Here is a 26,175-nt window from a genome sequence, read left to right as displayed (position 1 = left end):
TTTTTATACAATTTGAATCATTTGAGAGAGATATTGACACAAATGAAGCATTTTATTTTGAATTAAAATCATCTACTTTGAATTTTCAAATAAACCATATTGATAATTTTTAGGCTGAAAAAATAGAGTATCAATAAAAAAATATTTGAAAAATAAAACCAATCACAATTTTGAAACCAAATGAACGAATTATTATCAGCGAGTAAAATTAAATATTGTTTTGCTCGAATCAGAGATGATTAGAAATTTAATTATTTATTGTAAAACCAACCAAAAAATGAAAACTATCTAAAATGAAAAATCAATGAAAACAAAGTTCACTCAAATTTTAAAGCAGAGATATTACCTCTTGTTTTTCTTTAGTTTATTATTACAGCAAACGTATGCGCAACAAATCACAATAAGTGGTAAAGTTTTAGCGGCAACGGGAGAGCCTGTTCCGTTTGCAAACGTATTAATTAAAGGCACGACAAATGGTGCCGTTACCGATTTTGATGGAACATATAAAATTAGTGCAAACGGTAATCAGACATTAATTTTTAGTTCCCAAGGTTATAAAACGACAGAAGTAGCGATTAACAATAGAACTTCTGTAGATGTAAAGCTGGAAGAAGATGCCATGAAACTCGATGAGATAGTTGTTGTGGGTTATGGATCACAACAGAAAAAAGATCTTACCGGAGCAGTTTCTTTAGTAAAACCAGATGAAATTCAGAAAAGACAAATTACAACAGTTGCTGACGGACTTCAAGGTTTAGTTACCGGTGTAAAAGTTCGCGGTGGCGGACGTCCAGGACAAGAAGCTAGCGTTGAGATTCGTGGTTTAAAGAATCTTCAAAATACAAATCCACTTTATGTTATTGATGGTTTAGTAACTTCTGCAAACAGAGATTTCAACCCAAATGACATTGAAAGCATTCAGGTTTTAAAAGATGCATCGGCAGCGGCAATCTACGGCTCAAGAGCTGCAAATGGTGTAATCATCATCACTACCAAAAAAGGTAAAAAAGGACCACTTCAGGTTGAAGTTTCAGCAAAAACCAGCTTCCAAGTTATGCCTCGTTATGATTTAATGGGAACTGAGGAGTTTGCAAAATACAACAACATGGCGTATGACAATGCTGGTTTCCAAAGACAAAATCTAAACATGGCTGTAAATACAGATTGGCAGGATGCTGTTTTCAAAACGGGAATGATGCAGGATTATAATGCAAGTTTTTCTGGAGGAAATGAGAACTCAACATTCTTTATGTCTGGAAATTATTTCGGAAATGAAGGAACTGTTGTTGGAACTGACTTCGACAGAATCTCTTTCCGTGTAAATTCAAGCGGTACAAAAGGAATTTTCAGTATCGGAGAAAACTTAGCGATCAGTAATTCAAAAACAGATGAAATGTCTGGAAATCCAATTATTGATGTGTACAGAATGACGCCAACAATTCCATTGTATGATCCTGCAAATCCAGGTGGTTACGGTTACGGAAAACAAGGTGTTGCTGATACTTTTGGAACAAATCCTTTAGCAATTGCTGATTTTGCAAACACAACAAATGAAAATTTCAGAATCAGAGGAAATATTTGGTCGGAATTAAAATTGGCTCCTTGGTTGAAATACCGTTTCAATTTTGGGTATGAAACTAGTTTCGATTCTTATAAATTCATGAGAAAAGTTGGAAACTGGTCTTTAAATCAGCCAATTGACCAATCTTATACCGATCAAAACAAAGGAAGGTCAGAAACGTTGTTGTTTGAAAATACGTTGACTTTCAAAAAAACATTCGGCAAACATGATATTACATTCTTAGTTGGTCAAACGTACCAAAAAGACAACTACAACCAAATTTATGGAACAAAGAGAAATCTTCCAATGAATTCTGGAACGGGTGAGTATTATGAGGTTTTAAACCAAGGAGATTCGCCAGTTGTGGGTGGTTTTATTAACGAAGCAGCTTTGGCGTCTTATTTAGGAAGATTAGAATATAACTATGATAATCGCTATTTATTTAATGCGGTTTTAAGACGTGACGGATCTTCAAGATTCAGCGATGCAAACAAATGGGGTAATTTCCCTTCACTTTCTGCAGGATGGAGAGTAAGCAACGAATCCTTCTTTAAATCAGAATTTATTAAAGATTTGAAATTAAGAGCAAGTTATGGAGAATTAGGTTCTGGAAACATTGGAAATTACGAATACAAAAGCTTCGTGAACAATTTTGGACAAATCGTAATGGGTAACGAACAAAAATTGTATCCATCTGCGACTCAAGTAAAATTATCAAATTCTGAATTGCGTTGGGAAAAATTAAAACAAACAAATTTTGGAGTAGATCTTGGTGTTTTAAATAATGATTTGCGTCTTACAGCCGATTATTTTATTGCTCGCACAGAAGATGTATTATTCGGTTTCCCAATTTTGTTGACTACAGGAAATGATGGTGGAAATCCAATTTCTAATGCTGCAACTGTAGAAAATAAAGGTTTTGAATTAGAATTAGCGTACAGCAAAAAAATCAATGAATTCTCGTTTAACGCTTCTGTGAATTTCACAAAAGTAAACAACAAATTGGTTTCATTGGGTAACGGACAAAACGAAAACTTCTCTGGAAATACAGTTACAAGAGCGGGTATGCCAGTAGGAATGTGGTATGTTTTGGAAACAGATGGTTTGTTCCAAAATCAACAAGAAATCGACAATTATAAAACGGCAGGCGGAAAAGTAATTATGCCAAATGCTGTTCCTGGAGATATTCGTTTTAAAGACAATAACGGCGACGGACAAATTACAAATGAAGACAAAGCTGTTGTTGGAAGTCCTTGGCCAGAATTTGAAATGGGATTCAATGCTGGAGCAGATTATAAAGGTTTTGATTTTTCTATGAACTGGATTGCTTCACATGGAGCGACTGTTTATGACGGATTTAGAAGTGTTGTTGATCGTTTTGACGATAACAGTAACTACAGAACAGGTATTCAGCCTTGGACACCAGAAAATCCAAATACTGATTTTCCTAGAATTACAAAAGGTTCTACTTTAAACTCAAGAGGAGACAGTGACCGTTTCTTAGAAAGCGGTGATTTTATCAGATTGAAATACATAGGATTTGGATACAGTTTGCCAAGCACTATTTTGAAGAATTCTGGTATTACAAGAGCAAGATTAACGCTTTCTGCACAAAATATTATTACCATTACAAAATATCAAGGTTTAGATCCTGAGTTTACAAACGGTAATATTTTTGAAAGAGGTGTTGACAATGGGGCTTTCCCAAATCTTAAGACATATTCTTTTGGTGTAGAGTTTAGCTTTTAATTTAAAAAAAATAGCATAATGAAAAAATCAATAATAATAACCGTAGCTCTTCTAGGTCTCATTTTTGCTTCATGTGAAAAAGAACTTGACCTAAATAGTCCAAATGATATTACAGTAGACCAATATTGGAAAACTGAAAGTGATGCACAAGCCGGAGTAAATTCGATTTATGCCATGTTTTATAAAGATGGTTTATGGGCGAGATGGATTTATTTCCGTTTAGATTTAACTTCTGATGAAGGATATAGCGTAAGTCCGTGGACAGAATTGGCAGATTGGACAAGATTCAATTACATCAATTATAATTTCTGGGAAGGAAATGCTGTAACATGGAGAGATACTTACAAAGCGATTTTTAGATGTAACCAAGTTTTGGCAAATGTTCCAAATATTACATTCCAAAATGAAGATGCAAAAAAGAGAATTATAGCGCAGGCTAAGTTTTTAAGAGCCTTGCATTACTATTATGCAGCAGTAATTTGGGAAGATATTCCGTTGGTTTTAGACCCATCTACGCCAGCAGATTTGCCAAAGCAAGTAAAAGTGACTGAAATTTTTGCTCAAGTTGAAAAAGATTTGAATGATGCTTACGCAGATTTACCAAGAGATTGGACAGGTGCAGATATTGGAAGACCTGACAAAGGTGCTGCAAAAGCTTTTCTTGCAAAAGTGTATATGCAGCAACACAAATGGGCTGAAGCAAAAACAGCTTTGGATTATTTGATTTCTGGCGCTGGAGCAAAATATAGCTTACAAGCTAATTACAGAGACAACTTTACTGATTTACACGAAAATAACAGCGAGTCAGTTTTTGAAATCCAATTTGGAGACCAAAGAAAAGGAGGAACTGGTGAAGATCAAAATGCTGCAGTTTCTAGCAACCGTTGTCAGTTTTTTGCACCAAGAGGAATTGGATGGTCTGATGGACAAGCACGTTTCTGGTTAGTAAATGCTTTTAAAGAAGAGAAAAATAAAGATGGAAATCTTGATATCCGTTTAAGATGGACCTTATACTATCCTGATTTATTGGCTGATTTTGGAGACAAAACATACAACAGAAACTGGGAATGGAACAATAACGAAGCTTGGTTCAGAAAAGGAAGCCGTGATTACTACAGAGATAATGAAGATTATTATTCTCAAGTAAACTACAGATTAGTTCGTTATGGTGATATTTTGTTGCGCTATGCTGAAGTTTTGAACGAATTAGGAAACACAGCTCAGGCGTATCAATATGTTGATATGGTAAGAGCACGTGCTAATATGAAGACGTTAGCGGTTGCTCATCCTGAAATTGGAAATAATCATGATTTGTTCTTGGAAAGATTAAAAATGGAAAGAGTTTTAGAACTAGCTGGAGAAAGTGTTCGTTGGGAAGATCTAAAACGTTGGGGAGATTTAAATACTCAAGCTTCTGTTGATAAAATTTCACTTCGTGATCCAGATTTTAAAAACTTCAAAGTGGGTAAAAATCATAGAATGCCAATTCCACAAACAGATGTTGATAATAATCCAAATCTAGATCAAAACTCAGGATATTAAAAATTAAATTTTTTGAGGGAATCAGATGCTTCAAATCTGATTCCCTTATCATAAAGAACAATTGTTCATAATAACAATATTGAAAATGAAGAAAGTAAAATTGTGTCTGACATTAGTGTTGGCAGGGTTAGTATTGCTTAGCTGCAACAATAAAAAAAGTAATTCTGAAGAAAATAAAACCGAAACCACTTCAGTAGAAAAAAGAGAAATCTGGACAAAAGATCAGGCCAATAAATGGTACGCAGAACAACCTTGGTTAGTAGGCGCAAATTATTCTCCTAGCACAGCTATAAACCAGTTAGAGATGTGGCAGGAAGATACTTTTGACCCAAAAAGAATTGATCAAGAATTGGGCTGGGCAGAAGGTCTTGGTATGAATGTAATGCGTGTTTATTTGCACGACTTATTGCACCAGCAAGATGCTCAAGGTCTTTATAAACGCATGGATACTTTTTTAGGAATTGCTGATAAACATCATATTAAAATACTTTTCGTTTTGTTTGATTCTTGTTGGGATCCGTTTCCTGCTTTAGGAAAACAACGCGCGCCAAAACCGCATACGCATAACTCAGGTTGGGTTCAGGCTCCGGGACAAAAAGCGCTTCAAGATAAAACGCAATATCCTCGTTTAGAGAAATATGTAAAAGAAACGGTTGCTCATTTCAAGGATGACAAACGTATTTTAGGTTGGGATGTTTGGAACGAACCAGATAATATGACAGGACCATCTTACGAAAAAGTGGAAATAAAAAACAAAGTCGATTTGATTTTGCCTCTTTTAAAAGATGTTTTTGTTTGGGCAAGATCAAGCAATCCGTCTCAGCCATTGACTTCTGGAGTTTGGGTTGGAGATTGGAGCGATGAAGCTAAAATGCAACCCATGCACAAAATGCAGATTGAACAGTCCGATATTGTTTCTTTCCACAATTACAACACACCACAAGATTTCGAAAAAGTGATCAAACAATTACAACGCTACGGAAAACCTTTATTGTGTACAGAATATATGGCAAGACCAAACGGAAGTACTTTTGAAGGATTTTTGCCAATTGCCAGAAAATATAATATTGGTATGATCAATTGGGGATTTGTTGATGGAAAAACACAAACGAAATATGCTTGGGACAGCTGGACAAAAACATACACTGCAGAACCAAAAGTTTGGTTTCACGAAGTATTACACACAGACGGAACGCCATATATTCAAGCTGAAACAGATTTGATTAAAAAAATGACTTCTGAGGCGAATAAGAAAAATTAGAAAATGTGTCAATTTGATAATTAGATAATTGCTTTTGGCCATAGGTTAAACGAATTAACATCTGTGGCGGAAAAATTAAACACATAGAAACATAGATTTTATTATTTCTTTTTTGAGAGTATAGAAAAAGCTCGCTTTCACACATAGCTATGTGTATTTTAATAAATGAAATGCCTTTTATAGACAAAGTAAAGCTATGTTTCTATGTGTTTAAAAAATCATTTTAATCTGTGATCCCGATAGCTATCGGGAGTGGCAAAAACATTTTAATTTTTAGCAACATGAGAAAAAATAAAATAAAGCAATTCCTTTTGTTGGCGGTAATTTTGGCTGGATTTTCTGCGAAAGCGCAACAACCAGATCCGCCGGGACAAGTCAAGGGAAATGAAAAACCAAAAAACGAAGCCTATCTTTTTGCGCATATGACGCATAACGATTACGGCAGATTGTATTATTCGGTTAGTTTGGACGGTTTGCATTGGGAAAATTTAAATGGAGGAAAAAGAGTTTTTGAAGAATATAAAGGACATCCGGACATTTGTAAAGGTCCAGATGGAAAATATTATATTGCCGGAAATACTGGTGATGATGCAAAGGCGATCAATATATGGGTTTCAGATGATTTGATTACTTGGAAAAAACACTCTGATTATACACCAGATTTAAAAAGCACACCCGATTATTCAAATGCTTTACAGCGAATTGGAGCTCCAAAATTATATTACGACAAAGATTCTGAAAAGTTCATTATGACTTGGCATACGCCACATTTAGAAGGAACAAAAGAAGATGGCGAGCGTTATTGGGCAAGTCAGCGTACATTGTATGTTTTGTCAAAAGATTTAAAAACTTTTGAAGGACCGCCAAACCGTTTATTTGATTGGGATATGGGAACAATAGATGTTTTTATTCGTAAAGTCGGCGATTCCTACTACGCCGTGATTAAAGACGAAACGTACCCAACTTTGTATTGGACAACCGGAAAAACCATCCGAATTGCCAAATCAAAATCCCTTTTAGGACCTTATTCTTTGCCCCAGCAATCTATCAGTCCAAACTTCAGAGAAGCGCCAATGTTGATTCCTTCTCCTGATGACAAAATATGGTACATGTATTACGAACAATATCCAGGTGTCTCTTACGGATTATCAATCGCAGATAACCTAAACGGACCTTGGTACCAAGCCTCAGGCTACACTTTTTTCTCTGATTGGGACAAATACAGTCTTCCAGAAAAAGTGCGCCACGGCTGTATGATTACAATATCTAAAAAAGAATACGACAGTTTAGTGAAGAAATTTGGAAAGAAGAATTAAGATAGGAGTATTAAGTATTAAGAATATGTGAGGAGTAAAAGAATCTTAATACTTAATACAAAAATCTTAATACTACTAAAAACTTGGTTAGTTAAGTTAGTTTGAGAATTTACCAGGCTTGTGTGGAATAAGTCTGGTAATTCATTTTGATTTAGAAGAAACATCATGGCATTTATTAATTAAATGCCTAATAAATATAAGTATGAAAAGAAAAAGCATCCTTTTTTTGGCGTTGTTTTCAATATTGACAGCAAATGCACAATGGAAACCTCAAGGAGATAAAATAAAAACAAAATGGGCTGAACAAGTTGACCCAAAGAAACCTTTAGCTGAATATCCCCGTCCGATTATGGAGCGTGGCCAATGGAAAAATCTGAATGGTTTGTGGAATTACAGTATTCAAGAATTTGGAAAAACAGCGCCTTCAAAATATGATGGGCAAATTTTGGTTCCGTTTGCGGCTGAGTCGAGTTTGTCTGGTGTTATGAAAAATGTTGGAGCCAAAAATGAACTTTGGTACGAAACAAATTTTTCGATTGAATCAAATTGGAACGGAAAAAATATCCTTTTACATTTTGGAGCTGTCGATTGGAAAACAGAAGTTTTTATAAATGATGTAAAAGTAGGCTCACATACAGGAGGTTATACGCCGTTTTCATTTGATATTACTCCATTTATCCAAAAAGGGAAAAGTCAAAAATTAGTTGTGAAAGTTTGGGATCCTTCAAACGACGGACCACAGCCGAGAGGAAAACAAGTCAAAAATCCAGAAGGTATTTGGTACACACCGGTAACCGGAATTTGGCAAACCGTTTGGATTGAACCGGTAAATGCTAAAAACATTTCAGAATTAAAAACAACGCCAAATATTGATCAAAATACCATCAGTATTAAAGCCGATGTAAATGGAGCTGAAAAAGGAGATTTGGTAGAAATTTCTGTTTTTGATGGAGGAAAAGAAATTGCGAAAGAAAAAGCCGTTGTTGGCGAAAGCAATGATATTGTTCTAAATGCTCCAAAATTATGGTCGCCTGAAAGTCCGTTTTTGTATCAGACAAAAATTCGCTTAATCAGCAAAAATAAAGTGGTTGACGAGGTGAAAAGTTATTTCGCCATGCGAAAAATTTCATCAAAAAGGGATGAAAACGGTATTTTGAGAATGCAATTAAACAACAAAGATTATTTTCAATACGGACCTTTAGACCAAGGTTGGTGGCCAGACGGATTATACACGGCACCAACTGACGAAGCTCTAAAATACGATATTATTAAAACAAAAGAATTAGGTTTTAATATGATTCGCAAACACGTAAAAGTAGAACCAGAACGTTGGTACACACATTGCGATCAATTAGGGATTTTGGTATGGCAAGATATGCCGAGTGGAGACGATCAGCCGGTTTGGCAAAACAGAAAATATTTTGAAGGAACAGAATTACAGCGTTCGGCAAAATCAGAAGAAATCTACAGAAAAGAATGGAAAGAAATAATGGATCATTTGTATTCATATCCAAGTATTGTCGTTTGGGTTCCGTTTAACGAAGCTTGGGGACAATTTAAAACAGTAGAAATTACAGAATGGACAAAAAAATACGATCCAAGTCGTTTGATTAATTCTGCCAGCGGTGGAAATCATTTTCAAACAGGAGATATTTTGGATTTACATAATTATCCTGGACCAGAAATGTATTTGTTCGATGCAAGAAGAGTTACTGTTTTAGGAGAATATGGGGGAATTGGTCTTCCGTTGGAAGGACATTTATGGAGAGCAAATGACAACTGGGGTTACATTAAATTTAAAAACGAAGCTGAAGTTACAGCCGAATATATCAAGTATGCTCAAATTTTGAAAAACTATGTTAAAACGGGATTTTCTGCAGCAGTTTACACACAAACAACTGATGTTGAAGGTGAAGTAAACGGTTTCATGACCTACGACAGAAAAGTAGACAAAATGGATTTCAAAGCTGTGAATAAAATCAATACAGAAGTTATTAATGCTTTGAATAAATAATAGTGATTTTCTTAAACGCATAGAAACATAGATTTTTTTGTGTTGAAAAAGGAAGTAGAAGAAACTAGTTTCCACACATAGCTTTCACAGTTTGTTATCCTGAGGAACGAAGGATCACACTAGAAACTCCACACAGTATGTCGCCAATCTTTGACGAATTCCGTGTGCGATTTCTCCTCCGTCGAAATGACATAAAATAGCGAACAGCTTTGTGCCCTTCGGCTTCTTTTGAAGTGACAAAGCGGAGAAAAAACCTTTGTGAACTTTGCGAAAAACCTTCGTGTCTTTGCGTAAAAAAAAAATCTAAGCTAAAAAGCCTAAAACCAATAAAAATGAAAAAATACCTAATACTTTTTCTGCTCACAACAATAAGTTTTGCACAGCAAAAAACATTCAAAAATCCTATTCTTCCGTCGGGTGCAGACCCTTATAGCACGTATTATAAAGGCTATTACTATTATACAAATACGCTAGGAAATAAATTGGTTTTATGGAAAACAAAAGACTTATCAGACATAAAAAATGCTGAAAGCAAAGTGATTTGGACACCGCCTAAAAACACCAATTATTCGGCAGAAATCTGGGCACCAGAATTTCATATTATCAACGGAAAATGGTATTGTTATTTTGCTGCAGATAACGGTAATAACAACAATCACAGAATGTATGTTTTAGAAAACAAATCATCAGATCCGTTTAAAGGCAATTTTGAATTCAAAGGAAAAATTGCTGCCAAAACAGATAAATGGGCAATTGACGGAAACGTTTTTGAACATAAAAAACAGCTTTATATGATTTGGGCTGGATGGCAAGGCGATACTAATGGACAGCAAAATATCTATATCGCTAAAATGAAAAATCCGCTTGAAATTGATGGCGATCGCGTTATGATTTCTGCGCCAACAAACGATTGGGAAACACACGGCGCTTTGCATGACGATGTAAATCCGCCACAGGTAAATGTAAACGAAGGTCCGCAATTTTTAGAAAGAAATGGAAAAATTTTCATTGTGTTTTCTGCAAGTGGATGTTGGACTGATTTTTATTCTTTAGGATTGTTAGCTTTTAATGGAAGTGATAATTTACTAGATGCTTCGGCTTGGAAAAAATCGCCGGAAGCAATCTTCAAACAATCGGATAAAAATAAAGTTTACGCACCTGGACATAATTCCTTTTTTAAATCTCCAGACGGAAAAGAAGACTGGATTTTGTACCACGCCAATTCAAATCCTGGCGAAGGATGCGGCAATAAAAGATCTCCAAGAATGCAGAAAATCGATTGGGATGCAAACGGATTTCCGGTTTTAGGAGAACCAGTTAGCGAAGAAACGATTTTGGCAATTCCATCAAAATAAAACATTGAAAATCATCTTATAAAGTATATAAAAATGAAAAACATTCAAATTGCTGCAGTTGTTTTGCTGGCGCTTTTTCAATTTAATTGCAAAGACAATAAAAAGGAAGATTCGGTTTCGAAGGAAAGTACTGAAATCAAAACAGATTCAGTAAAAACGGTTTTAGAAACTAAAAATTTCGATACGATAATTGACGGCAAAAAAGTCAATTTATATTGGATAGAAAACAAAGGAATCAAAGCCGCTTTTACGAATTATGGCGGAAGATTAATCGGACTTTGGGTAAACGATAAAAACGGAAAACCAACCGATGTTGTAGTCGGAATGAACAGCGCAAAAGGCTTTAAAACATCTACAGAACCTTATTTTGGAGCAACAATTGGAAGAGTTGGAAACAGAATTGGTAAAGGGAAATTTACTTTGGAAGGAAAACAATATCAAGTGCCACTAAACAATGGAAAAAATGCTTTGCATGGTGGTGTAAAAGGTTTTCAAGATGTAGTTTGGAATGCTGAAAAAACAGATGAAAAAACATTGGTTTTCTCTTATGTTTCGCCAGATGGAGAACAAGGTTTTCCTGGGAATTTAAATGTAAAAGTAACCTATACTATTACCGATGATAATTCGGTTAAAATGGAGTACGAAGCAACTACAGATAAAACGACGCTTGTAAACTTAACAAATCATGCTTTTTTCAATTTGAATGGAGAAGGAAGCGGGACAATTTTAAACCATGAATTGCAAATTTATGCGAATGAATTTACGCCAGTTGATGAAGGTTTAATTCCATCTGGAGAATTGAAATCGGTAAAAAATACAGTTTTTGATTTTACTTCAAAACATACCATTGGTGAACGAATCGAAACCAAAGACGAACAATTGAAATTCGGAAAAGGTTACGATCATAATTATGTTTTAAACGGAACCAAGAAAAACGGTTTGAATCACGCTGCAACAATTTCTGGAGATAAATCAGGAATCACGCTTGATATTTTTACCGAAGAGCCGGGATTGCAATTTTACAGCGGCAATTTCATGCAGTCAAAAAACACGTTTAAATCAGGTTCAAAAGATGATTTCAGAACTGCTTTTGCATTAGAAACACAACATTTTCCAGATGCACCAAATCAGCCAAAATTTGCTCCGATTGTTTTGAAAGTAGGGCAGAAGTATCATACGGTTTCTTATTATCAGTTTTCTATAAAAAAGTAGCATTAGTTTAAAGAATTTAACTGCTAAGATCGCTAAGGTTTACGCAAAGCACGCCGAAGATTAAATGTTTTGAGCCCTTTGCGTAATTCCTTGCGCTCTTTGCGGTTAAAAAAAAGCAATCCATTAAACATGAAAAAAATACTATCCATAATAACATTATTCAGTGTTTTTACAGCCTGTTCGCAGGAAAAAAGCACAGACAAACCTAAAGAAGTAAAAGCAAAGGCCATTTTACTGGCAGACCCAACTATATTTTACGACAAAGGAACCTATTATTTATACGGAACCACAACTGGAGATATTCCAAATGGCGAAGGATTTCAGGTTTACACGTCTTCTGATTTAAAAGATTGGAAAGGTCCGGTTGGGGCGCAGAATGGTTTGGCCTTGAAAAAAGGAGATTCTTTTGGTGACAAAGGTTTTTGGGCACCGCAAATTCTGTCCTATAAAAACAAATTTTATATGATTTATACCGCCAATGAAAATATCGCAGTTGCAACCAGCGACAGTCCACTTGGTCCCTTCAAAAACGAATCAAAAGAACCAATTATCAAAACTGGAAACCAAATTGATCCGTTTATTTTTTTTGATGAAGATGGAAAAAAATACCTTTATCATGTTCGCTTGACAAATGGAAACCGAATTTTTGTAGCAGAAATAAACGATGATCTTCAAAGTATAAAACCAGAAACTTTAACCGAATGTATTTCAGGAACTTTGCCGTGGGAAAACACTCAAAATGTAAGCTGGCCCGTTACAGAAGGTCCGACGGTTTTGAAACATAACGGCTTATATTACATGATTTATTCGGCTAATGATTTTAGAAATATTGATTATGCAGTAGGTTATGCTACAAGCAAAAGCCCCCTTGGACCTTGGGAAAAAGCTACTGACAGCCCAATTATCAGCAGAAAGAATACGAAGCAAAACGGAATTGGCCACGGCGATGTATTTTGGGATAAAGACAACAAAATGCATTATGTATTGCATACACATTTTAATGAAAGTGCCGTTTCTCCAAGAAAAGCAGGAATTATTTCTATTGAGTTTTCAGGAAATAAAATCGTTGCAAAACCAGAAAGTTTTATCTTTTTAGACCAAAAATAAATTTCTAAAAAAGATTTTGAAATAAACATTTTACTCATATTTCGAATTAAAGATTTTTTTAAAGCCTGTTTTTATTTATAGAACAGGCTTTTTTATTGTTTTTCAGTAATTTAAAAGTGTTGTTTTAACATCTATTCGTTATATTTATTTAGAATGGTTAAAAATAATTTGGAAAAACAAGTTTTAGAAACTACTTTTGCCAACGAAATTTAAAACCAGACAAAATGAATAGCTTAACCATTAAAAAAATCTGTTTTTTTGTACTTTTTGTAACATCATTAACTATGATGGCGCAAAACCAAAATACAGGTAGGGTAGCAGGAAAAATATCTTTGAGCGGAAATGTTCCGGCTGAAGGTGTATCTGTTGCGCTTAAAGGAACAAAATATAGTGCTGTAACCAATGAAAATGGTCAGTACGAAATTAGAAATGTTAAACCGGGATCTTACACTATCAATATTCATTCCGTTGGTATTCACGGTAAGGAAGATGCCATTGTTGTAACGGCAAAACAAACTACAACAAAAAACTTTGCACTTTCTGAAAGTCAAGAAGATCTTGATGAGGTTGTTATTACAAAAAACAAATACAAGCAAGACAAACCTTCATTGTCATTGCGTTTACAGACTCCAGTTTTGGAGATTCCACAAAACGTTCAGATTGTAAGCGGTCAGACTTTAAAAGATCAACAAATTACAAGTATGAGTGATGGCGTTATTCGTAACGTGAGTGGAGCAGTGCGTTTAGAGCACTGGGGGGATTTATATACAAACATTACAATGCGTGGATCTCAAATTCAGGCTTTTCGTAACGGATTTAATGTAGTTTCTTCTTTTTGGGGTCCATTGACTGAAGATATGAGTTTTGTAGATCACATCGAATTTGTAAAAGGGCCAGCTGGATTTATGCTTTCAAGCGGTGATCCAAGCGGACTTTATAATGTGGTAACTAAAAAACCAACTGGAGTAACAAAAGGCGAAGTTTCAGTACTAGGAGGGAGTTACGATTTTTACAGAGTAAGTCTTGATTTAGACGGAAAATTAGATAAAAAAGGAAAATTGCTTTACCGATTTAATGGAGCAGCTCAAAATAAAGGTTCGCACCGTGCTTTTGAACACAATGACCGTTACGTAATTGCTCCGGTAATTTCGTATCAAGTTGATGATAAAACAAAAATTACAGCGGAATATAATTTTCAGTATGCAAACATGACAGAAGTAGGTTCTTACTACGTTTTTGGACCTGCATCTGACGGATATGCAACTTTGCCTGTAGGATTTACAATGACACAGCCAGGTTTGCCAGATACTAATATTCAGGATCACAGTGGTTATTTGATGTTTGAACATAAATTTGATGACAACTGGAAATTGACTGCACAAACTTCTTATTTCAAATACATTCAGCAAGGATATAGCTCATGGCCGGGCGTAGTTGGTCCTGGTGATGTTGATAGAAATTTTGACGGAGTTTCAGAAGGAACATTGGCAAAAGGAGAAATTATCAGAAACGTTGGTATTTGGGATGCAGAAAGCAATATGTATTTGGGTCAAATATTTGTAAACGGAAAATTCAATACAGGATCTGTAAGCCACAAAATTTTAAGTGGAGTAGATTTAGGAAGCAAGGATTATATGGCAGATTGGGGACAATCTCATGATCTTGATACAGTTGACAATCCTTTTAATGTTTACAATCCAAATTATGGAACTCCATCTAATGGTTTCCCAGCTTTTGACCACGACACGCCATTAAGCCAAAGAGCTGGCGGACTTTACGGTTCAGAATATGCTGCAGGTTATATTCAGGATGAACTTGGTTTCTTTCAAAACAAATTAAGATTGACTCTTGCGGCAAGATATACATGGATTAGCCAGACGAGTAGTTATGATATCCCACAAGAGGATAGTCATATTACGCCTCGAGTAGGAGTTAGTTATTCTTTAAACGAAAGTACAGCTTTTTACGGATTATATGATCAAGCTTTTTCTCCTCAATCAGGAGTTGTTAGAGATGGCCAGGTAAAACCGCTTACAGGAAATAATGTTGAATTTGGTATTAAAAAAGACTGGTTTGATGGTTCGTGGAATACAAGTTTATCTGTTTACAATATCTTGAAGAATAATGAGCTTACTTCTGACCCTAGAAATACACCAAACGAGCAATATAAAATTGTTCTTGGAGAAAAAAGAGCTCAAGGTTTCGAGTTTGACCTTAGAGGAAAACTTTTGGATGGTTTGAATCTTATAGCAAATTATGCTTTTGCAGAATCCATTGTAAATAAGGTAGATCCTTTAGTTTCTGCTGCAACAGGAATTAAAGAAGGCGATATCGTTCCAGGTTATGCTAAACATACTGCAAATGCTTGGTTAAACTACACAGTTCAGGGTGGAAAACTAAAAGGTTTTGGAGCTTCTATAGGAGGAACGTTCCTTGACGGACGCCAAACTGATACTTGGAGTGCAGGTCTTCAAAGACTGCCTTCTTACTTTAAATTAGATGGAGGTTTGTCTTATGAAACGGGTAAAGTTAAAGTAACAGCTAACGTATTTAATATCTTAAATAAATATTTATATAGCGGTTCTTTCTACAGCTGGTTAAATGCTTATTACTGGCAAACGGAAGCACCAACAAATTTTAGAGTTGGCGTAACGTATAAATTCTAAAAAGGTTTGTTCTAGTTGAAAAATTGCAAACCCATTAAAAAACACCTGTCTTTGACGACAGGTGTTTTGTTTTATTGATAAATTTATTACGGGAGCAGGTTTAGTCCCTGACGGGACAATTTGCTACGGTTGATAATTATTTTTTCTACCAGTATTAAATCCTTACAGGATTTTTTTCTCCTAAGGGATGAAAAAATATTGTGCAGAAAAATCATTCCGTAGGAGTTTATTATGGTAGCAAAAAGATTTTTTTTAGTTCGTTTTATCCCGTAGGGATTTTATCTCGGTAGTAAAAAATGTTTTTCAGTTCATCATTTTATCCCGTAGGGATTTAATATCGGTAGTAAAAGATGTTTTTTCAGTTCATCATTTTATCCCATAGGGATTTTATCTCGGTAGTAAAAGATGTTTTTTCAGTTCATCATTTTATCCCATAGGGATTTTATCTCGGTAGTAAAAGATGTTTTTTCAGTTCATCATTTTATCCCGTAGGGATTTAATATCGGTAGTAAAAGATTTTTTTTCAGTTCATCATTTTATCCCGTAGGGATTTAATATTGGTAGAATACACAAAAACCAAGTGAATTATTTATTCACCAATTTTAAAATCGGCTAAATCTGTCAAATCTGCGTGAAACAGGTTTTACACAATATAACCAAAAAATTATCCTTTCTTAATTAATGGGATCAATTTTGTCCCAATTAATTCGATGGAATTCATTAGCTGAGAATGAGTCAATCCAGCATTATCCATTTGAAAAGTAAATCGGTCAACACCTCCAAGTGCTTCGCTGTGTCTTAAAATTTTCTCTGCTGCACGTTCAGGACTTCCGACAATCAAAACACCTAAATCATCAATAAGTCCGTCAAATTTTCCTTTGGTTACAGGAGGCCAGCCACGTTCGTATCCTAATTTTGTCCAAAGTTCGGCATAACCAGGATAATATTCCTCGATTGCTTTTTCAGTTGTAGTTCCAATATAACCAGGCGAATGTAAACCTACTTTCAATTCTTCGGGTTTATATCCTGCGGCTTTTCCGGCTTCTCGATATAAATCAATCAACGGACGAAAACGATGCGTTTGTCCGCCAATTACAGCTACCATCAAAGGCAATCCCAAACTTCCAGCTCTGATGAATGATTCTGGAGTTCCGCCAACGCCAAGCCAAATAGGCATTTTTTCTTGCAAAGCTCTCGGATAAACGGGAAGATTATTCAAGGCAGGACGAAATTTTCCTGACCAAGTCACAAATTCATTATCTCTTATTTGAAGCAATAAATTTAATTTCTCTTTAAATAGCGCATCATAATCATTCAAATCAAATCCGAAAAGGGGATAAGCTTCAATAGCAGAGCCTCGGCCGGCAACTATTTCGGCTCTTCCTTTTGAAATTAAATCCAATGTTGCAAAACTTTGGTAAACTCTTACCGGATCGGCAGCACTTAAAACAGAAACCGCACTTGACAAACGTATGTTTTTTGTTCTTGCCGCCGCCGCACTCAAAATCACGGCGGTAGCTGAATCTAAAAACTCTTTTTTATGATGCTCTCCAATTCCGAAAACATCAAGACCAACTTGATCAGCAAGTTCAATTCTTTGGAGTAATTGTTCCATTGCATCAACACTGCTTAAAGTGTTGTTGTCACCGTACATTGCCGAAGCAAAACTGTCAATTCCTATTTCCATATTTTTTTTAGCTTTAGGCTTTAGGCAATAAGCTTTAAGCTTTTTTGAAAGCCTTTGGCTTATGCGTGAAGTAATTATTTTTTATGCTTTAAACCTTAGGCAATAAGCTTTAAGCTTTTTTGAAAGCCTATAGCCTACAGCTTAAAGCCTACAATCGTCTAATGTGAGAAGCCGAATGAAATACTCGTTATAATGATCAAAATAACAATTAATGTGATTACAACATAAAGATAATCTCTTTCGATAAGAAAAGAAAATAACGACAATAAAACTCTGAAAACCGGCGTCAAAAACAATAATATAATTCCGAAGAAGATTAAAAATTCGCCATTTCCCTGAATTACGCCGCGATACACATCGGCAATTACTTCAAAAATATTTCGATCATTTTCTTTAAAAACAGAATAATCTTCAATGTCACTTCCGTGATGCATCAAATAAATAATTCCGCCAATAAAAGCTACTGATAGCGAAATCCAGACACCATAACGCAACAAGTTTCCAACAATAGTCTGAAAGTCTTTTTCTCCAAATTTTTCGTGTTGCATAGCTTTAGATTTTTCCATTTAGTCCGTTATAAATCATATTAATTGCAAGTACAAAAATTAAACAGGCAAAAAAGATTCTCAATTTTTTAGGGTTTGTTCGCACTAATACTTTGGCTCCAGCCATAGCTCCAAAAAGAACTCCAATTACGACCGGCATACAAATTCCGGGCTCAATATATCCTTTTTGAATATAAATTACAGAACTTGCCATTGCTGTAACGCCCATCATAAAGTTGCTGGTTGTAGTTGAAACTTTAAACGGAATTCGCATAATATTATCCATTGCAATTACTTTAAAAGCGCCAGAACCAATTCCGAGCAAACCTGACATCATTCCGGCGAGTCCCATCATTCCAAATCCGCCGACTACATTTTTAGTGCCGTAACTTACTACTTCGCCGTCGTGTGTTGGGTAAGTTCCTTCTAATTTTAGTTTTTTTGCCAATGGACTAGATTCTAATACAATATGTTCTTCTTTTTTACGAAGCGAATTGATTGCTGAGAAAATCAAAGTAAGTCCGAATAAAACTGCTATAAACGATGTAGGAGCAATAGCAGAAAGCAACGCACCGCCAACAGCACCAATTGTTGTTGCGATTTCAAGAAAAATTCCCAATCGCATATTGGTGATTCCTTCTTTTACATAAGCAGCTGCAGAACCAGATGAAGTAGCAATTACAGAAACTAATGCTGCTCCAATTGCATAATGAATGTCAACTCCTAAAATGACGGTCAAAAGCGGAATAATAATGATACCGCCTCCTAAACCTGATAATGAACCAATAAAACCTGCTAAAAAAGCGCCAAGAATCATAATCAGGGTAAACGTAAGTACTGTCATTCGAATAAATTTTGTTTTGGCTAATTTACGAATTGATATTTGGCCGAAGAATTTTTAGGGGCTTAAAAAATCCTTAAAAATCCGAAAACGTTTTATATTGAAATCTGATTTTTTGAAACTTTGTTGAAATAATAAAGCCACAAATATTAATTTTTTGTGGCTTTACAGAAGTTATTTTTTATGATACAGCGAACCATTCTTTATTGATATCTTGTTCAATAGGCCCTTTTCATGTAATTTTCCAAGAATCATTCGAGCATCAAAATAGGATTTATTCAAAATAACGGCATATTCTTTCGGCGTCAATGTTGGGAAAATTTCAAAAAGAGATAATGGATCTTCGTTTGGAATCATTTTCTTTTTTGCGTTTGGAAAAATGGCCAACAAAGCACTTTCATACTCTGCATAAGGTCTGGAGCCGTAAACCACAAAACGAGTATCATTTTTATCGGCAAAAAATAAGGTTGGAAAACCTCTTACGCCAAGTTTTTTTGCATAATCCAAATCTTCCTGAAAAAGCTCCTCGGCATCATCATAATCTGCTTTTAGTTTCTCAATGTCAAGTTTTGCTAATTTTGCAGCTTCCTCAATGTTTTGCCATTTAGCAATATTTTTCTTTTCGAGATATAATTTTTCGCGAAGTATGCGCATGAACTGAACTGCTTTTTCCTTGTCTTGCATTTGAGCGCCTTTCATTGCAATACAAGAAGGATAAGAGGAATCCAGCGGGTCTTCAATCCAAACATTTCCATCAATAGGCATTTCATAATGTAAACTGGCTTCATCCCAGTGATGCGCCACATCTGACGGTTTGCTTATGCCTCCACTATTATAGCTCCAATCTGGAAGCAGGCCACCCATTCGATACTCAATCTCAAAATTGTCGCCATATTCCAATTTTAGTTTTCGGAGTTGTGGTTCGATTCCCCAACAGGACGAACAAATAGGATCTGTATAATAAACTATTTTGATGGGTTTGTTTTCTGTTCTAATATCAGCATTTTTATTTGATTGTGCGTTAGAAGGCATTTCGCATGTTCCAGTTACAGGATCACAAAATAACGGATTCGAATTGTTTTCGGTCATTTTTAAATTCGTTTGCGATTTACAGCATATACTGCAGATCAGGATTAATAGTAGCGGCCAATTTTTCATAAAAACTGCTGAAAAAAAGTGGATTCAGTTTTTTAAAATTTTATACTTTTATAACAAAGTTCGCTAGTGTTTAATCAAAAATCAATTAGTCAAAAAAATATGACTACAGAAAATAAGACTCCAAAAGAAACTGAATGTCCTGCAGCGGGACTTTTAAAATTGTTATCAGGAAAATTTAAACCGCAAATCTTTTTATTAGCAGTCGATGGTCCATTACGCTTCAACGGACTTTTGAGAGACATTAAAGATTCAAATAAACAGTCAATTACTGTTGCTTTGCGCGAATTGGAGGAACATGGACTTTTAAACAGAAGTGTCATTAAACTAAAACCGCTTCATGTGGAGTATAATTTATCAGAAAGAGGAAAATCTCTAATTCCAGTTTTTAGACAATTGGAGTCTTTTTTTGAAAAATAAAGTTTCAAAGTCCAGATTTGCAAAATTAGGCAGGAAAGTAACCTTTGCATCTTTGCATCTTTGTGCCTATGAATCTAAAAAGTAAATCATTAAATTTTCATTAACAAAAAGAAAGTTTGTATTCATTTATATTTGTAAGAGACAAATCAATCTTAAAATGTGTTTCTTATGAAAGCCAAGTCGTTTTTATGCCTTTTTTTATTGGTCGCTTTATCGACAGTTTCATTTGGTCAAAATGTGAAATTAATCACTGTAGATCAGCTTCAGGAACGAATGAAAAATGGCAAAGATAGTACGTATGTTGTGAATTTTTGGGCAACTTGGTGCGCGCCGTGCGTTAAGGAACTTCCTCATTTTGAAAAACTTCAAGCCGATTTTAAATCGGAAAAATTGGCAGTTTTATTAGTTAGCGTTGATTTTAAATCCAAATTGAGTTCGGCTGTAATTCCATTTGTAAAAAGAAAAAATCTTCAGAACCAAGTGTTTTTATTAAACGAAAGCAGTCCACAGGAATATATTGACAGAATTGATCCTTCATGGTCAGGAAGTATTCCAGCAACTCTTTTTATAAAAGACGATAAACGAAAATTTGTAGAGACTGAACTAACATACGAACAACTATTAACTGAATATAAAAAACTGTAAATTATGAAAAAGATTATCATTTTATTAGTATTGACGTTTACGGCTTGGCTTTCTCAAGCACAGACCACAACGCTTAAAGCAGGCGATCCAGCACCAGATTTTAAACTTAAAAATGTTGACAATAAAGAAGTTTCATTTGCAAGTTATCCAAAAGCAAAAGGCTTTATAGTAGTTTTTACCTGCAACACTTGTCCATACGCAATTGCTTATGAACAGCGCATTATTGATCTGGACAAAAAATTCAGACCTCAAGGATATCCTGTAATTGCAATTAACCCAAATGACCCTGAGGCTTCAAAAGCTGATGAATTCAGTAAAATGCAAGATTTGGCTAAAGAAAAAAAATACCCGTTCCCTTATTTGTTTGATGCAGGACAAGTAACTACAGATCAATATGGAGCAAAAAAAACGCCTCACATTTTTATTGTATCTAAAACTGCAAAAGGAAATGTAATTGAGTATGTAGGAGCAATAGACAATGATCCAGAAGGAACAAAAACCGAAAAAACAAAATATGCCGAAGATGCAATTGCAGCTTTGCAAAGCAACAAAAAACCAGCCGTTACTCAAACTAAAGAAATTGGCTGTACGGTAAAAAGAAAAGCGAAAGCTTAAGCGATCAAATAAAAAGCAAAAAAGTCTCATGAAAATGAGACTTTTTTTTGCATATTTTTTTATAATAGGCCGTTAACTGCTGTCTTTATTGAGAACTTGAATTATCCTATTCTGGCATATTTATGACTTTTTAGGCCTTTACTAATTAAAGGACCGTTGTAATTTTGCGTCATTATTTTAATTAGAAGAGGGAACGATGTCATGGAAAAGAGCGATTATTTAAATCTGAAAATGGGGAATATTGAACAATATTCAATGATAATTAAGAAAAAGGATTTAAATTATTGGAAGAGGTTGAATTGGAAAGAATATTCAGAAATTAATCAAGAAAAAATAGATAAAAATTCAGAACTGCTTTTTGGCTTATTGAAAAACAGAATGGAAACGCTGATTTTCAGTAAACCAATTTTACTGAAAGAAGTTCGAAGGAATAAATTTATTGGTAGAAAAATTACAGAAATAAATACACACTTAGGTACTTATGGATTAGACAGTACTTGCTTTTTTGGATTACTGCTTGATAATGAAGAATATCTTGTTTATTCTGTTTGGTACGCAAATAATTATGTCCTTGTAAACGATCGAATCGTTGGGTGTTCTCAAGATTGTTATGAAAAGATGAAACCATGGATATCTGATTCTTCTAATTTAGTATGGGACGAACTGACGGAATATATGATTGGGAGTACAATTGCCGATTATACTTTCGAGGATCATGAGCTAAAACTATTATTAAAAAAAGGAAAAGAAAGAATCGAGGTGAAATTTGTGCGGAATGATGAAAAAATTCCAAGAAAAATGGGGAAATTCCGCAATGCTTACAAAACCGGAAAAATAGATGATTATATTGTCTTTCAGGATAAAAACGGAACTTTAATAGTTTAAGTTAAAAAATAAATAAGCTTAAGCTATTTATAATTTGCAGTCAGATAGAATAAAAAATGCATCATTTTCGATGCATTTTTTATTCTATAAACTTTTGAGCTTTTTCATGAAAATGGGAAAAACTTCGTTTAACTCATCAAATAAAGGGTTTTTGCGGTGTTTGAGTTTGATTTCGCTGAATAATTTCAATCCTAATGCAAACTGCGTGGCTTCAGATGGATCGTCAAATAAGTTTTTGTCTTTCATTTTTTGAATGATGCCAAAAATCTCGTCATGATTAGAAAATTCGATTCCGAGTTCTTTTGCAGGTTTAGTTTCTCCGTTTGCGTACTCTTTTAAGCTTAATGTCAAATAGTATTTGTTTGCTCTTTTTTCCATGATAATTAAAATCTATTTTATTTTAACCATTTGTCAACGATGGTTTTGAATGGTTCTTTGTATTGTTCTCCAACCGTAATTTCAGTTTTTCCAATAAAAACAGAATGCTTGCTGATGGCACTTATTTTGTCAAGCGATACAATAAACGAACGATGAATTCTAATAAATTTCGATGAAGGCAGTTTTTCTTCTAAAGCTTTTAAAGAAATTAAAGAAAGAACCGTTTTCTGCGAATCATCAAGATGCACTTTTACATAATCTTTCAAACTTTCGATATATAAAATATCTTTCAGTGAAATTCTGACCCAATTATATTCTACTTTCAGAAAAATAAATTCATCATCGGCAGAAATGGATTGAAAGTTATTTGAGTTTTCCTCAGTTATTTGCAGCACTTTATTAGCGGCTCGAAGAAATTCTTCATAGCTAAAGGGTTTTAAAAGATAATCTACTGCATTTACTTTATAGCCTTCAATAGCATAATGATTATAGGCAGTTGTAAAAACTATTTTTGGCATTAATCCAGGAGTATCTTGCAAAAGTCGGGCAAGTTCCATACCTGTTAAATTTGGCATGTTGATGTCCAGAAAGACAATATCGGGCTGTTTTTCTCTAATTAGTCCCATTGCTTCGACAGCATTATCACAGCTTGCTGTTAATTCCAGAAATGGAGTTTGTTCAATAAAAGTTTCTACAAGTTTTAGTGCCAGTGGTTCGTCGTCAACTGCTATACATTTTAATATCATCATTATTCTAAATTTAGCTGCAGTTTTACATTATATTTTCCATTTTCAGCAACTCCGGCTTTTAAACTATGTTTATGCGGATAAATTAAGTGAAGTCGGCGTTTTGTATTGGTCAAGCCAATGCCACCTTCGTTTGTCGTTCCCGATTTTTCGAAATACGTATTTTCGACTTCAAATTCAAGTTCGCTTCCATTTTGGCGAAGCTTAATATAAATTTCGCTTTTGTCTGTTGCGTGAATTCCGTGTTTAAAAGCATTTTCAACCAAAGGAAGCAACAACATCGGAACAATTGGATAATCATGCAATTTTTCAGGAATATCAGTAGTAATGGTCAATTTGCTATTAGCGCGAAGCTTCATCAATGCGATAAAATCCCGCATAAATTCAGCTTCTTTAAGGAGAGTTGTCCTTTCTTCGGTTGTGTAGAGAAGATAGCGCATCATTCGGCTTAAAGTATGAAGTGCATTTCTGGAATCTTCAATATCAGTATAAGTTAGCGAATAAATGCTGTTTAACGAATTGAAAAAAAAGTGCGGATTAATTTGTGCCTTCAGCATTGCTAATTCGGCCATGGTTTTATCCTGTTCTAGTTTTTGTTTGTGTTGCGCCGCTTTTTGCCAATGTTGCAACATAGCCCAGCTCGTACTGATTCCTAAAACCAATAAAGTGAGCATGAAAACATAGTTGTCAAAATAAGGATTTCGGTATTTTTTGAAGCCTAAAACCAGGCTCACTTTAGTATGTACATCGGTTTTGAGATTATAAAAATAAGCGATAAACTGAAGTGCACAAATGGCGAAAAAAGCCCAAAATAAAAAGGGTGATGTATTGTCTTTAATAATGGTTTTTGGAACTATGATTTTGGCATTCGTATAAAAAATAATAATGAGCAGAAACAATACTATTATTTGCCAAAGCCAAAATACGCCAGGAAGAATCACATTCCAAGTTAAAGGAATGTAAAACAGCATGATAAATCCTAATAATAACCAGCCGAGAATATGCAATCCGGCAAATAAATAGGGTCTGTAGATATTTGAAGCCATTACAAATTATTGATTTATAAAGACAATATTACATTTTATTTGAATACAATCTGGAACCAATCGCTTAAAATGGCATTACAGCCAATAGAAACCATTTTTTAGCCGACGAGTTTTAAATTAAACGCTTGTTTAATTCTGTATAAAAAATCGTCGGGTGTCAGGCTGTCTCTATCGATTGTCCTTTGCTCTTCGTCTATTCTTAAAATTTCGCGTGATCTATTTTAGTTCTTTTGCTTATTAATAAATAGATAATTACACATTTTTGACAATGAATAAGCAATCATTTTTAAGCATTTTCGCAGCTTCAGTTCTTATCGCTTCTTGCGGTAAAAATGATAAATCGGCTCAGGCCGGAGCTGCGCCACAGGTTAAGGAGTATAAAACGCTGACCTTGCAGCCAGAATCTGCAACACTATACAGCGATTATCCTGCTAGTATTCAAGGACAGCAAAATATAGAAATTCGTCCGAGAGTTGAAGGTTATATTGATAAGATTTTTGTAGATGAAGGTGCTGTTGTAAAAGCAGGACAGCCATTGTTTAAAATTAGTGCGCCAGAATATGAGCAGCAAGTCCGTACAGCAACTGCAAGTATAAAAAGTGCTCAAGCCGAAGTAAGTGCGGCTAAACTTGCGGTCAATAAAGTTAGACCATTGGTTGAAAAAGGAATTATCAGTAAATATGATTTAGAATCAGCGCAATATACGTATGAATCGGCTATGGCAACTTTGGCTCAGGCAAATGCGGCTTTAGTCAATGCTAAAACCAATCTAGGATATACAACTGTAACAAGTCCGGTTGATGGAGTTGTTGGTTCGATTCCGTTTCGTTTAGGAAGTTTGGTGAGTTCAAATACTGCTGATCCTTTAACAACAGTTTCTAGTATTGGAAATGTCTATGCTTATTTTGCGATAAACGAAAAAAAATTGTTGGATTTTACCGAGGGCAAAACTCCGGGTACAACATTGGCACAAAAAATCCAAAATATGCCATCGGTTTCATTAGTGCTTTCTGACGGAACACCTTATTCAGAAAAAGGCCGAGTAGAAACTGTAAATGGTTTGATTAATACTGAAACAGGTTCGGTTACATTCAGAGCTCGTTTTGCAAACCCAAGAAGTATTATCAGAAGCGGAAGCAGTACAACTGTCAGAATTCCGAATGAAGTAAAAGAAGGATTGATTATTCCGCAAAGCGCAACATATGAGCTTCAGGATAAAATATTTGCAGTAACTGTTGGTAAAGACGGCAAAACAAAAAGTACCAACATTACCATTTTAGACAATAGCGCAGGAAATTATTATGTCGTTACAAGCGGTTTGAACACAGGAGATGAAATTGTTCTGGAAGGAGTGGCAACATTAAAAGACGGAACAGAAATCAAGAGCCAAAATCAACAAGCCGATAAAGTTTACGCAGACTTAAAATAA

General features: G+C 34.9%; 21 protein-coding genes. 14 read left to right on the top strand and 7 right to left on the bottom strand.

Features of this window, described 5'->3' with window-relative positions; translation table 11 throughout:
* Positions 1 to 304 precede the first annotated feature (304 nt).
* The 9 genes from EYY60_RS21305 (at position 305) to EYY60_RS21265 (ending at position 15,783) form a co-directional block, all read left to right on the top strand.
* A complete protein-coding gene (locus EYY60_RS21305; protein WP_132991291.1) occupies positions 305 to 3,310 on the top strand; it encodes a SusC/RagA family TonB-linked outer membrane protein in 3,006 nt (1,001 codons plus the stop codon).
* 18 nt (positions 3,311 to 3,328) lie between these two features.
* The gene (locus EYY60_RS21300; RefSeq protein WP_132991290.1) at positions 3,329 to 4,852 is read left to right on the top strand and encodes a RagB/SusD family nutrient uptake outer membrane protein; all 1,524 of its coding nucleotides are present in this window, start codon (positions 3,329 to 3,331) and stop codon (positions 4,850 to 4,852) included.
* Between the two features lie 85 nt (positions 4,853 to 4,937).
* Entirely contained in the window at positions 4,938 to 6,113 is a 1,176-nt protein-coding gene (locus EYY60_RS21295; RefSeq protein WP_132991289.1) for a glycoside hydrolase 5 family protein, read from the top strand.
* Positions 6,114 to 6,394: 281 nt separating this feature from the next.
* Positions 6,395 to 7,429 carry a glycoside hydrolase family 43 protein gene (locus tag EYY60_RS21290; protein WP_132991288.1) on the top strand — a complete coding sequence of 345 codons (1,035 nt, stop codon included), beginning with the start codon at positions 6,395 to 6,397 and terminating at the stop codon, positions 7,427 to 7,429.
* Positions 7,430 to 7,631: 202 nt separating this feature from the next.
* A complete protein-coding gene (locus EYY60_RS21285; RefSeq protein WP_132991287.1) occupies positions 7,632 to 9,443 on the top strand; it encodes a glycoside hydrolase family 2 protein in 1,812 nt (603 codons plus the stop codon).
* Between the two features lie 332 nt (positions 9,444 to 9,775).
* Complete coding sequence (locus EYY60_RS21280; protein ID WP_132991286.1) at positions 9,776 to 10,798, top strand: glycoside hydrolase family 43 protein; 1,023 nt, start codon at positions 9,776 to 9,778, stop codon at positions 10,796 to 10,798.
* 33 nt (positions 10,799 to 10,831) lie between these two features.
* Positions 10,832 to 12,010 carry an aldose epimerase family protein gene (locus EYY60_RS21275; protein ID WP_132991285.1) on the top strand — a complete coding sequence of 393 codons (1,179 nt, stop codon included), beginning with the start codon at positions 10,832 to 10,834 and terminating at the stop codon, positions 12,008 to 12,010.
* 129 nt (positions 12,011 to 12,139) lie between these two features.
* Positions 12,140 to 13,117: a glycoside hydrolase family 43 protein gene (locus tag EYY60_RS21270; RefSeq protein WP_132991284.1), complete on the top strand. Its 978-nt coding sequence runs from the start codon at positions 12,140 to 12,142 to the stop codon at positions 13,115 to 13,117.
* Positions 13,118 to 13,341: 224 nt separating this feature from the next.
* The gene (locus tag EYY60_RS21265) at positions 13,342 to 15,783 is read left to right on the top strand and encodes a TonB-dependent receptor (RefSeq protein ID WP_132991283.1); all 2,442 of its coding nucleotides are present in this window, start codon (positions 13,342 to 13,344) and stop codon (positions 15,781 to 15,783) included.
* 664 nt (positions 15,784 to 16,447) lie between these two features.
* Here EYY60_RS21265 and EYY60_RS21260 read toward each other — a convergent pair.
* The 4 genes from EYY60_RS21260 to EYY60_RS21245 all read right to left on the bottom strand — a co-directional run bounded on the left by EYY60_RS21260 (position 16,448) and on the right by EYY60_RS21245 (position 19,945).
* The gene (locus EYY60_RS21260; RefSeq protein WP_132991282.1) at positions 16,448 to 17,470 is read right to left on the bottom strand and encodes an LLM class flavin-dependent oxidoreductase; all 1,023 of its coding nucleotides are present in this window, start codon (positions 17,468 to 17,470) and stop codon (positions 16,448 to 16,450) included.
* Between the two features lie 158 nt (positions 17,471 to 17,628).
* Complete coding sequence (locus EYY60_RS21255) at positions 17,629 to 18,036, bottom strand: DUF1634 domain-containing protein (RefSeq protein WP_132991281.1); 408 nt, start codon at positions 18,034 to 18,036, stop codon at positions 17,629 to 17,631.
* A complete protein-coding gene (locus EYY60_RS21250) occupies positions 18,023 to 18,859 on the bottom strand; it encodes a sulfite exporter TauE/SafE family protein (RefSeq protein WP_132991280.1) in 837 nt (278 codons plus the stop codon). The genes EYY60_RS21255 and EYY60_RS21250 overlap by 14 nt, the downstream gene beginning before the upstream one ends.
* Before the next feature lie 171 nt (positions 18,860 to 19,030).
* Positions 19,031 to 19,945 carry a DsbA family protein gene (locus tag EYY60_RS21245; RefSeq protein WP_132991279.1) on the bottom strand — a complete coding sequence of 305 codons (915 nt, stop codon included), beginning with the start codon at positions 19,943 to 19,945 and terminating at the stop codon, positions 19,031 to 19,033.
* A gap of 168 nt (positions 19,946 to 20,113) precedes the next feature.
* Between EYY60_RS21245 and EYY60_RS21240 the strand changes: the two genes are divergently transcribed.
* The 4 genes from EYY60_RS21240 (at position 20,114) to EYY60_RS21225 (ending at position 22,576) form a co-directional block, all read left to right on the top strand.
* Positions 20,114 to 20,431, top strand: coding sequence for a winged helix-turn-helix transcriptional regulator (locus EYY60_RS21240; RefSeq protein WP_132991278.1), 318 nt, complete (start codon positions 20,114 to 20,116; stop codon positions 20,429 to 20,431).
* 168 nt (positions 20,432 to 20,599) lie between these two features.
* Positions 20,600 to 21,076, top strand: a complete 477-nt coding sequence (locus EYY60_RS21235) for a TlpA family protein disulfide reductase (protein ID WP_132991277.1) — start codon at positions 20,600 to 20,602, stop codon at positions 21,074 to 21,076.
* Between the two features lie 3 nt (positions 21,077 to 21,079).
* On the top strand, positions 21,080 to 21,691 hold the full coding sequence (locus tag EYY60_RS21230) for a thioredoxin family protein (protein ID WP_132991276.1): 612 nt from the start codon (positions 21,080 to 21,082) through the stop codon (positions 21,689 to 21,691).
* A 201-nt stretch (positions 21,692 to 21,892) separates the two neighbouring features.
* Positions 21,893 to 22,576: a hypothetical protein gene (locus tag EYY60_RS21225; RefSeq protein WP_132991275.1), complete on the top strand. Its 684-nt coding sequence runs from the start codon at positions 21,893 to 21,895 to the stop codon at positions 22,574 to 22,576.
* Positions 22,577 to 22,660: 84 nt separating this feature from the next.
* On the opposite strand, the gene EYY60_RS21220 is transcribed toward EYY60_RS21225, so the two are convergent.
* The 3 genes from EYY60_RS21220 to EYY60_RS21210 are packed head-to-tail and all read right to left on the bottom strand — an operon-like array spanning position 22,661 to position 24,746.
* Complete coding sequence (locus EYY60_RS21220) at positions 22,661 to 22,954, bottom strand: DUF3861 domain-containing protein (RefSeq protein ID WP_132991274.1); 294 nt, start codon at positions 22,952 to 22,954, stop codon at positions 22,661 to 22,663.
* 17 nt (positions 22,955 to 22,971) lie between these two features.
* A complete protein-coding gene (locus tag EYY60_RS21215; protein ID WP_132991273.1) occupies positions 22,972 to 23,703 on the bottom strand; it encodes a LytR/AlgR family response regulator transcription factor in 732 nt (243 codons plus the stop codon).
* Positions 23,703 to 24,746 carry a sensor histidine kinase gene (locus tag EYY60_RS21210; RefSeq protein ID WP_132991272.1) on the bottom strand — a complete coding sequence of 348 codons (1,044 nt, stop codon included), beginning with the start codon at positions 24,744 to 24,746 and terminating at the stop codon, positions 23,703 to 23,705. The genes EYY60_RS21215 and EYY60_RS21210 overlap by 1 nt, the downstream gene beginning before the upstream one ends.
* A gap of 268 nt (positions 24,747 to 25,014) precedes the next feature.
* On the opposite strand from EYY60_RS21210, the gene EYY60_RS21205 reads away from it, so the two are divergent.
* Positions 25,015 to 26,175: an efflux RND transporter periplasmic adaptor subunit gene (locus tag EYY60_RS21205; RefSeq protein ID WP_132991271.1), complete on the top strand. Its 1,161-nt coding sequence runs from the start codon at positions 25,015 to 25,017 to the stop codon at positions 26,173 to 26,175.

The organism is Flavobacterium zhairuonense, from assembly GCF_004352915.1.
In the GTDB taxonomy this organism is placed as follows: domain Bacteria; phylum Bacteroidota; class Bacteroidia; order Flavobacteriales; family Flavobacteriaceae; genus Flavobacterium; species Flavobacterium zhairuonense.
Note: the sequence above shows the minus strand (reverse complement) of the source record. Positions and strands in the feature narration are given on the sequence as shown.

Bases quoted from the DNA above. Each gene is read 5' to 3' on its own strand.
- EYY60_RS21260 (WP_132991282.1), bottom strand. From the start codon at position 17,470: ATGGAAATAGGAATTGACAGTTTTGCTTCGGCAATGTACGGTGACAAC.
- EYY60_RS21290 (WP_132991288.1), top strand. From the start codon at position 6,395: ATGAGAAAAAATAAAATAAAGCAATTCCTTTTGTTGGCGGTAATTTTG.
- EYY60_RS21295 (WP_132991289.1), top strand. From the start codon at position 4,938: ATGAAGAAAGTAAAATTGTGTCTGACATTAGTGTTGGCAGGGTTAGTA.
- EYY60_RS21265 (WP_132991283.1), top strand. From the start codon at position 13,342: ATGAATAGCTTAACCATTAAAAAAATCTGTTTTTTTGTACTTTTTGTA.
- EYY60_RS21225 (WP_132991275.1), top strand. From the start codon at position 21,893: ATGGAAAAGAGCGATTATTTAAATCTGAAAATGGGGAATATTGAACAA.
- EYY60_RS21240 (WP_132991278.1), top strand. From the start codon at position 20,114: ATGACTACAGAAAATAAGACTCCAAAAGAAACTGAATGTCCTGCAGCG.
- EYY60_RS21205 (WP_132991271.1), top strand. From the start codon at position 25,015: ATGAATAAGCAATCATTTTTAAGCATTTTCGCAGCTTCAGTTCTTATC.
- EYY60_RS21300 (WP_132991290.1), top strand. From the start codon at position 3,329: ATGAAAAAATCAATAATAATAACCGTAGCTCTTCTAGGTCTCATTTTT.
- EYY60_RS21245 (WP_132991279.1), bottom strand. From the start codon at position 19,945: ATGACCGAAAACAATTCGAATCCGTTATTTTGTGATCCTGTAACTGGA.
- EYY60_RS21275 (WP_132991285.1), top strand. From the start codon at position 10,832: ATGAAAAACATTCAAATTGCTGCAGTTGTTTTGCTGGCGCTTTTTCAA.
- EYY60_RS21230 (WP_132991276.1), top strand. From the start codon at position 21,080: ATGAAAAAGATTATCATTTTATTAGTATTGACGTTTACGGCTTGGCTT.
- EYY60_RS21215 (WP_132991273.1), bottom strand. From the start codon at position 23,703: ATGATGATATTAAAATGTATAGCAGTTGACGACGAACCACTGGCACTA.
- EYY60_RS21220 (WP_132991274.1), bottom strand. From the start codon at position 22,954: ATGGAAAAAAGAGCAAACAAATACTATTTGACATTAAGCTTAAAAGAG.
- EYY60_RS21235 (WP_132991277.1), top strand. From the start codon at position 20,600: ATGAAAGCCAAGTCGTTTTTATGCCTTTTTTTATTGGTCGCTTTATCG.
- EYY60_RS21280 (WP_132991286.1), top strand. From the start codon at position 9,776: ATGAAAAAATACCTAATACTTTTTCTGCTCACAACAATAAGTTTTGCA.
- EYY60_RS21270 (WP_132991284.1), top strand. From the start codon at position 12,140: ATGAAAAAAATACTATCCATAATAACATTATTCAGTGTTTTTACAGCC.
- EYY60_RS21285 (WP_132991287.1), top strand. From the start codon at position 7,632: ATGAAAAGAAAAAGCATCCTTTTTTTGGCGTTGTTTTCAATATTGACA.
- EYY60_RS21255 (WP_132991281.1), bottom strand. From the start codon at position 18,036: ATGGAAAAATCTAAAGCTATGCAACACGAAAAATTTGGAGAAAAAGAC.
- EYY60_RS21305 (WP_132991291.1), top strand. From the start codon at position 305: ATGAAAACAAAGTTCACTCAAATTTTAAAGCAGAGATATTACCTCTTG.
- EYY60_RS21210 (WP_132991272.1), bottom strand. From the start codon at position 24,746: ATGGCTTCAAATATCTACAGACCCTATTTATTTGCCGGATTGCATATT.
- EYY60_RS21250 (WP_132991280.1), bottom strand. From the start codon at position 18,859: ATGACAGTACTTACGTTTACCCTGATTATGATTCTTGGCGCTTTTTTA.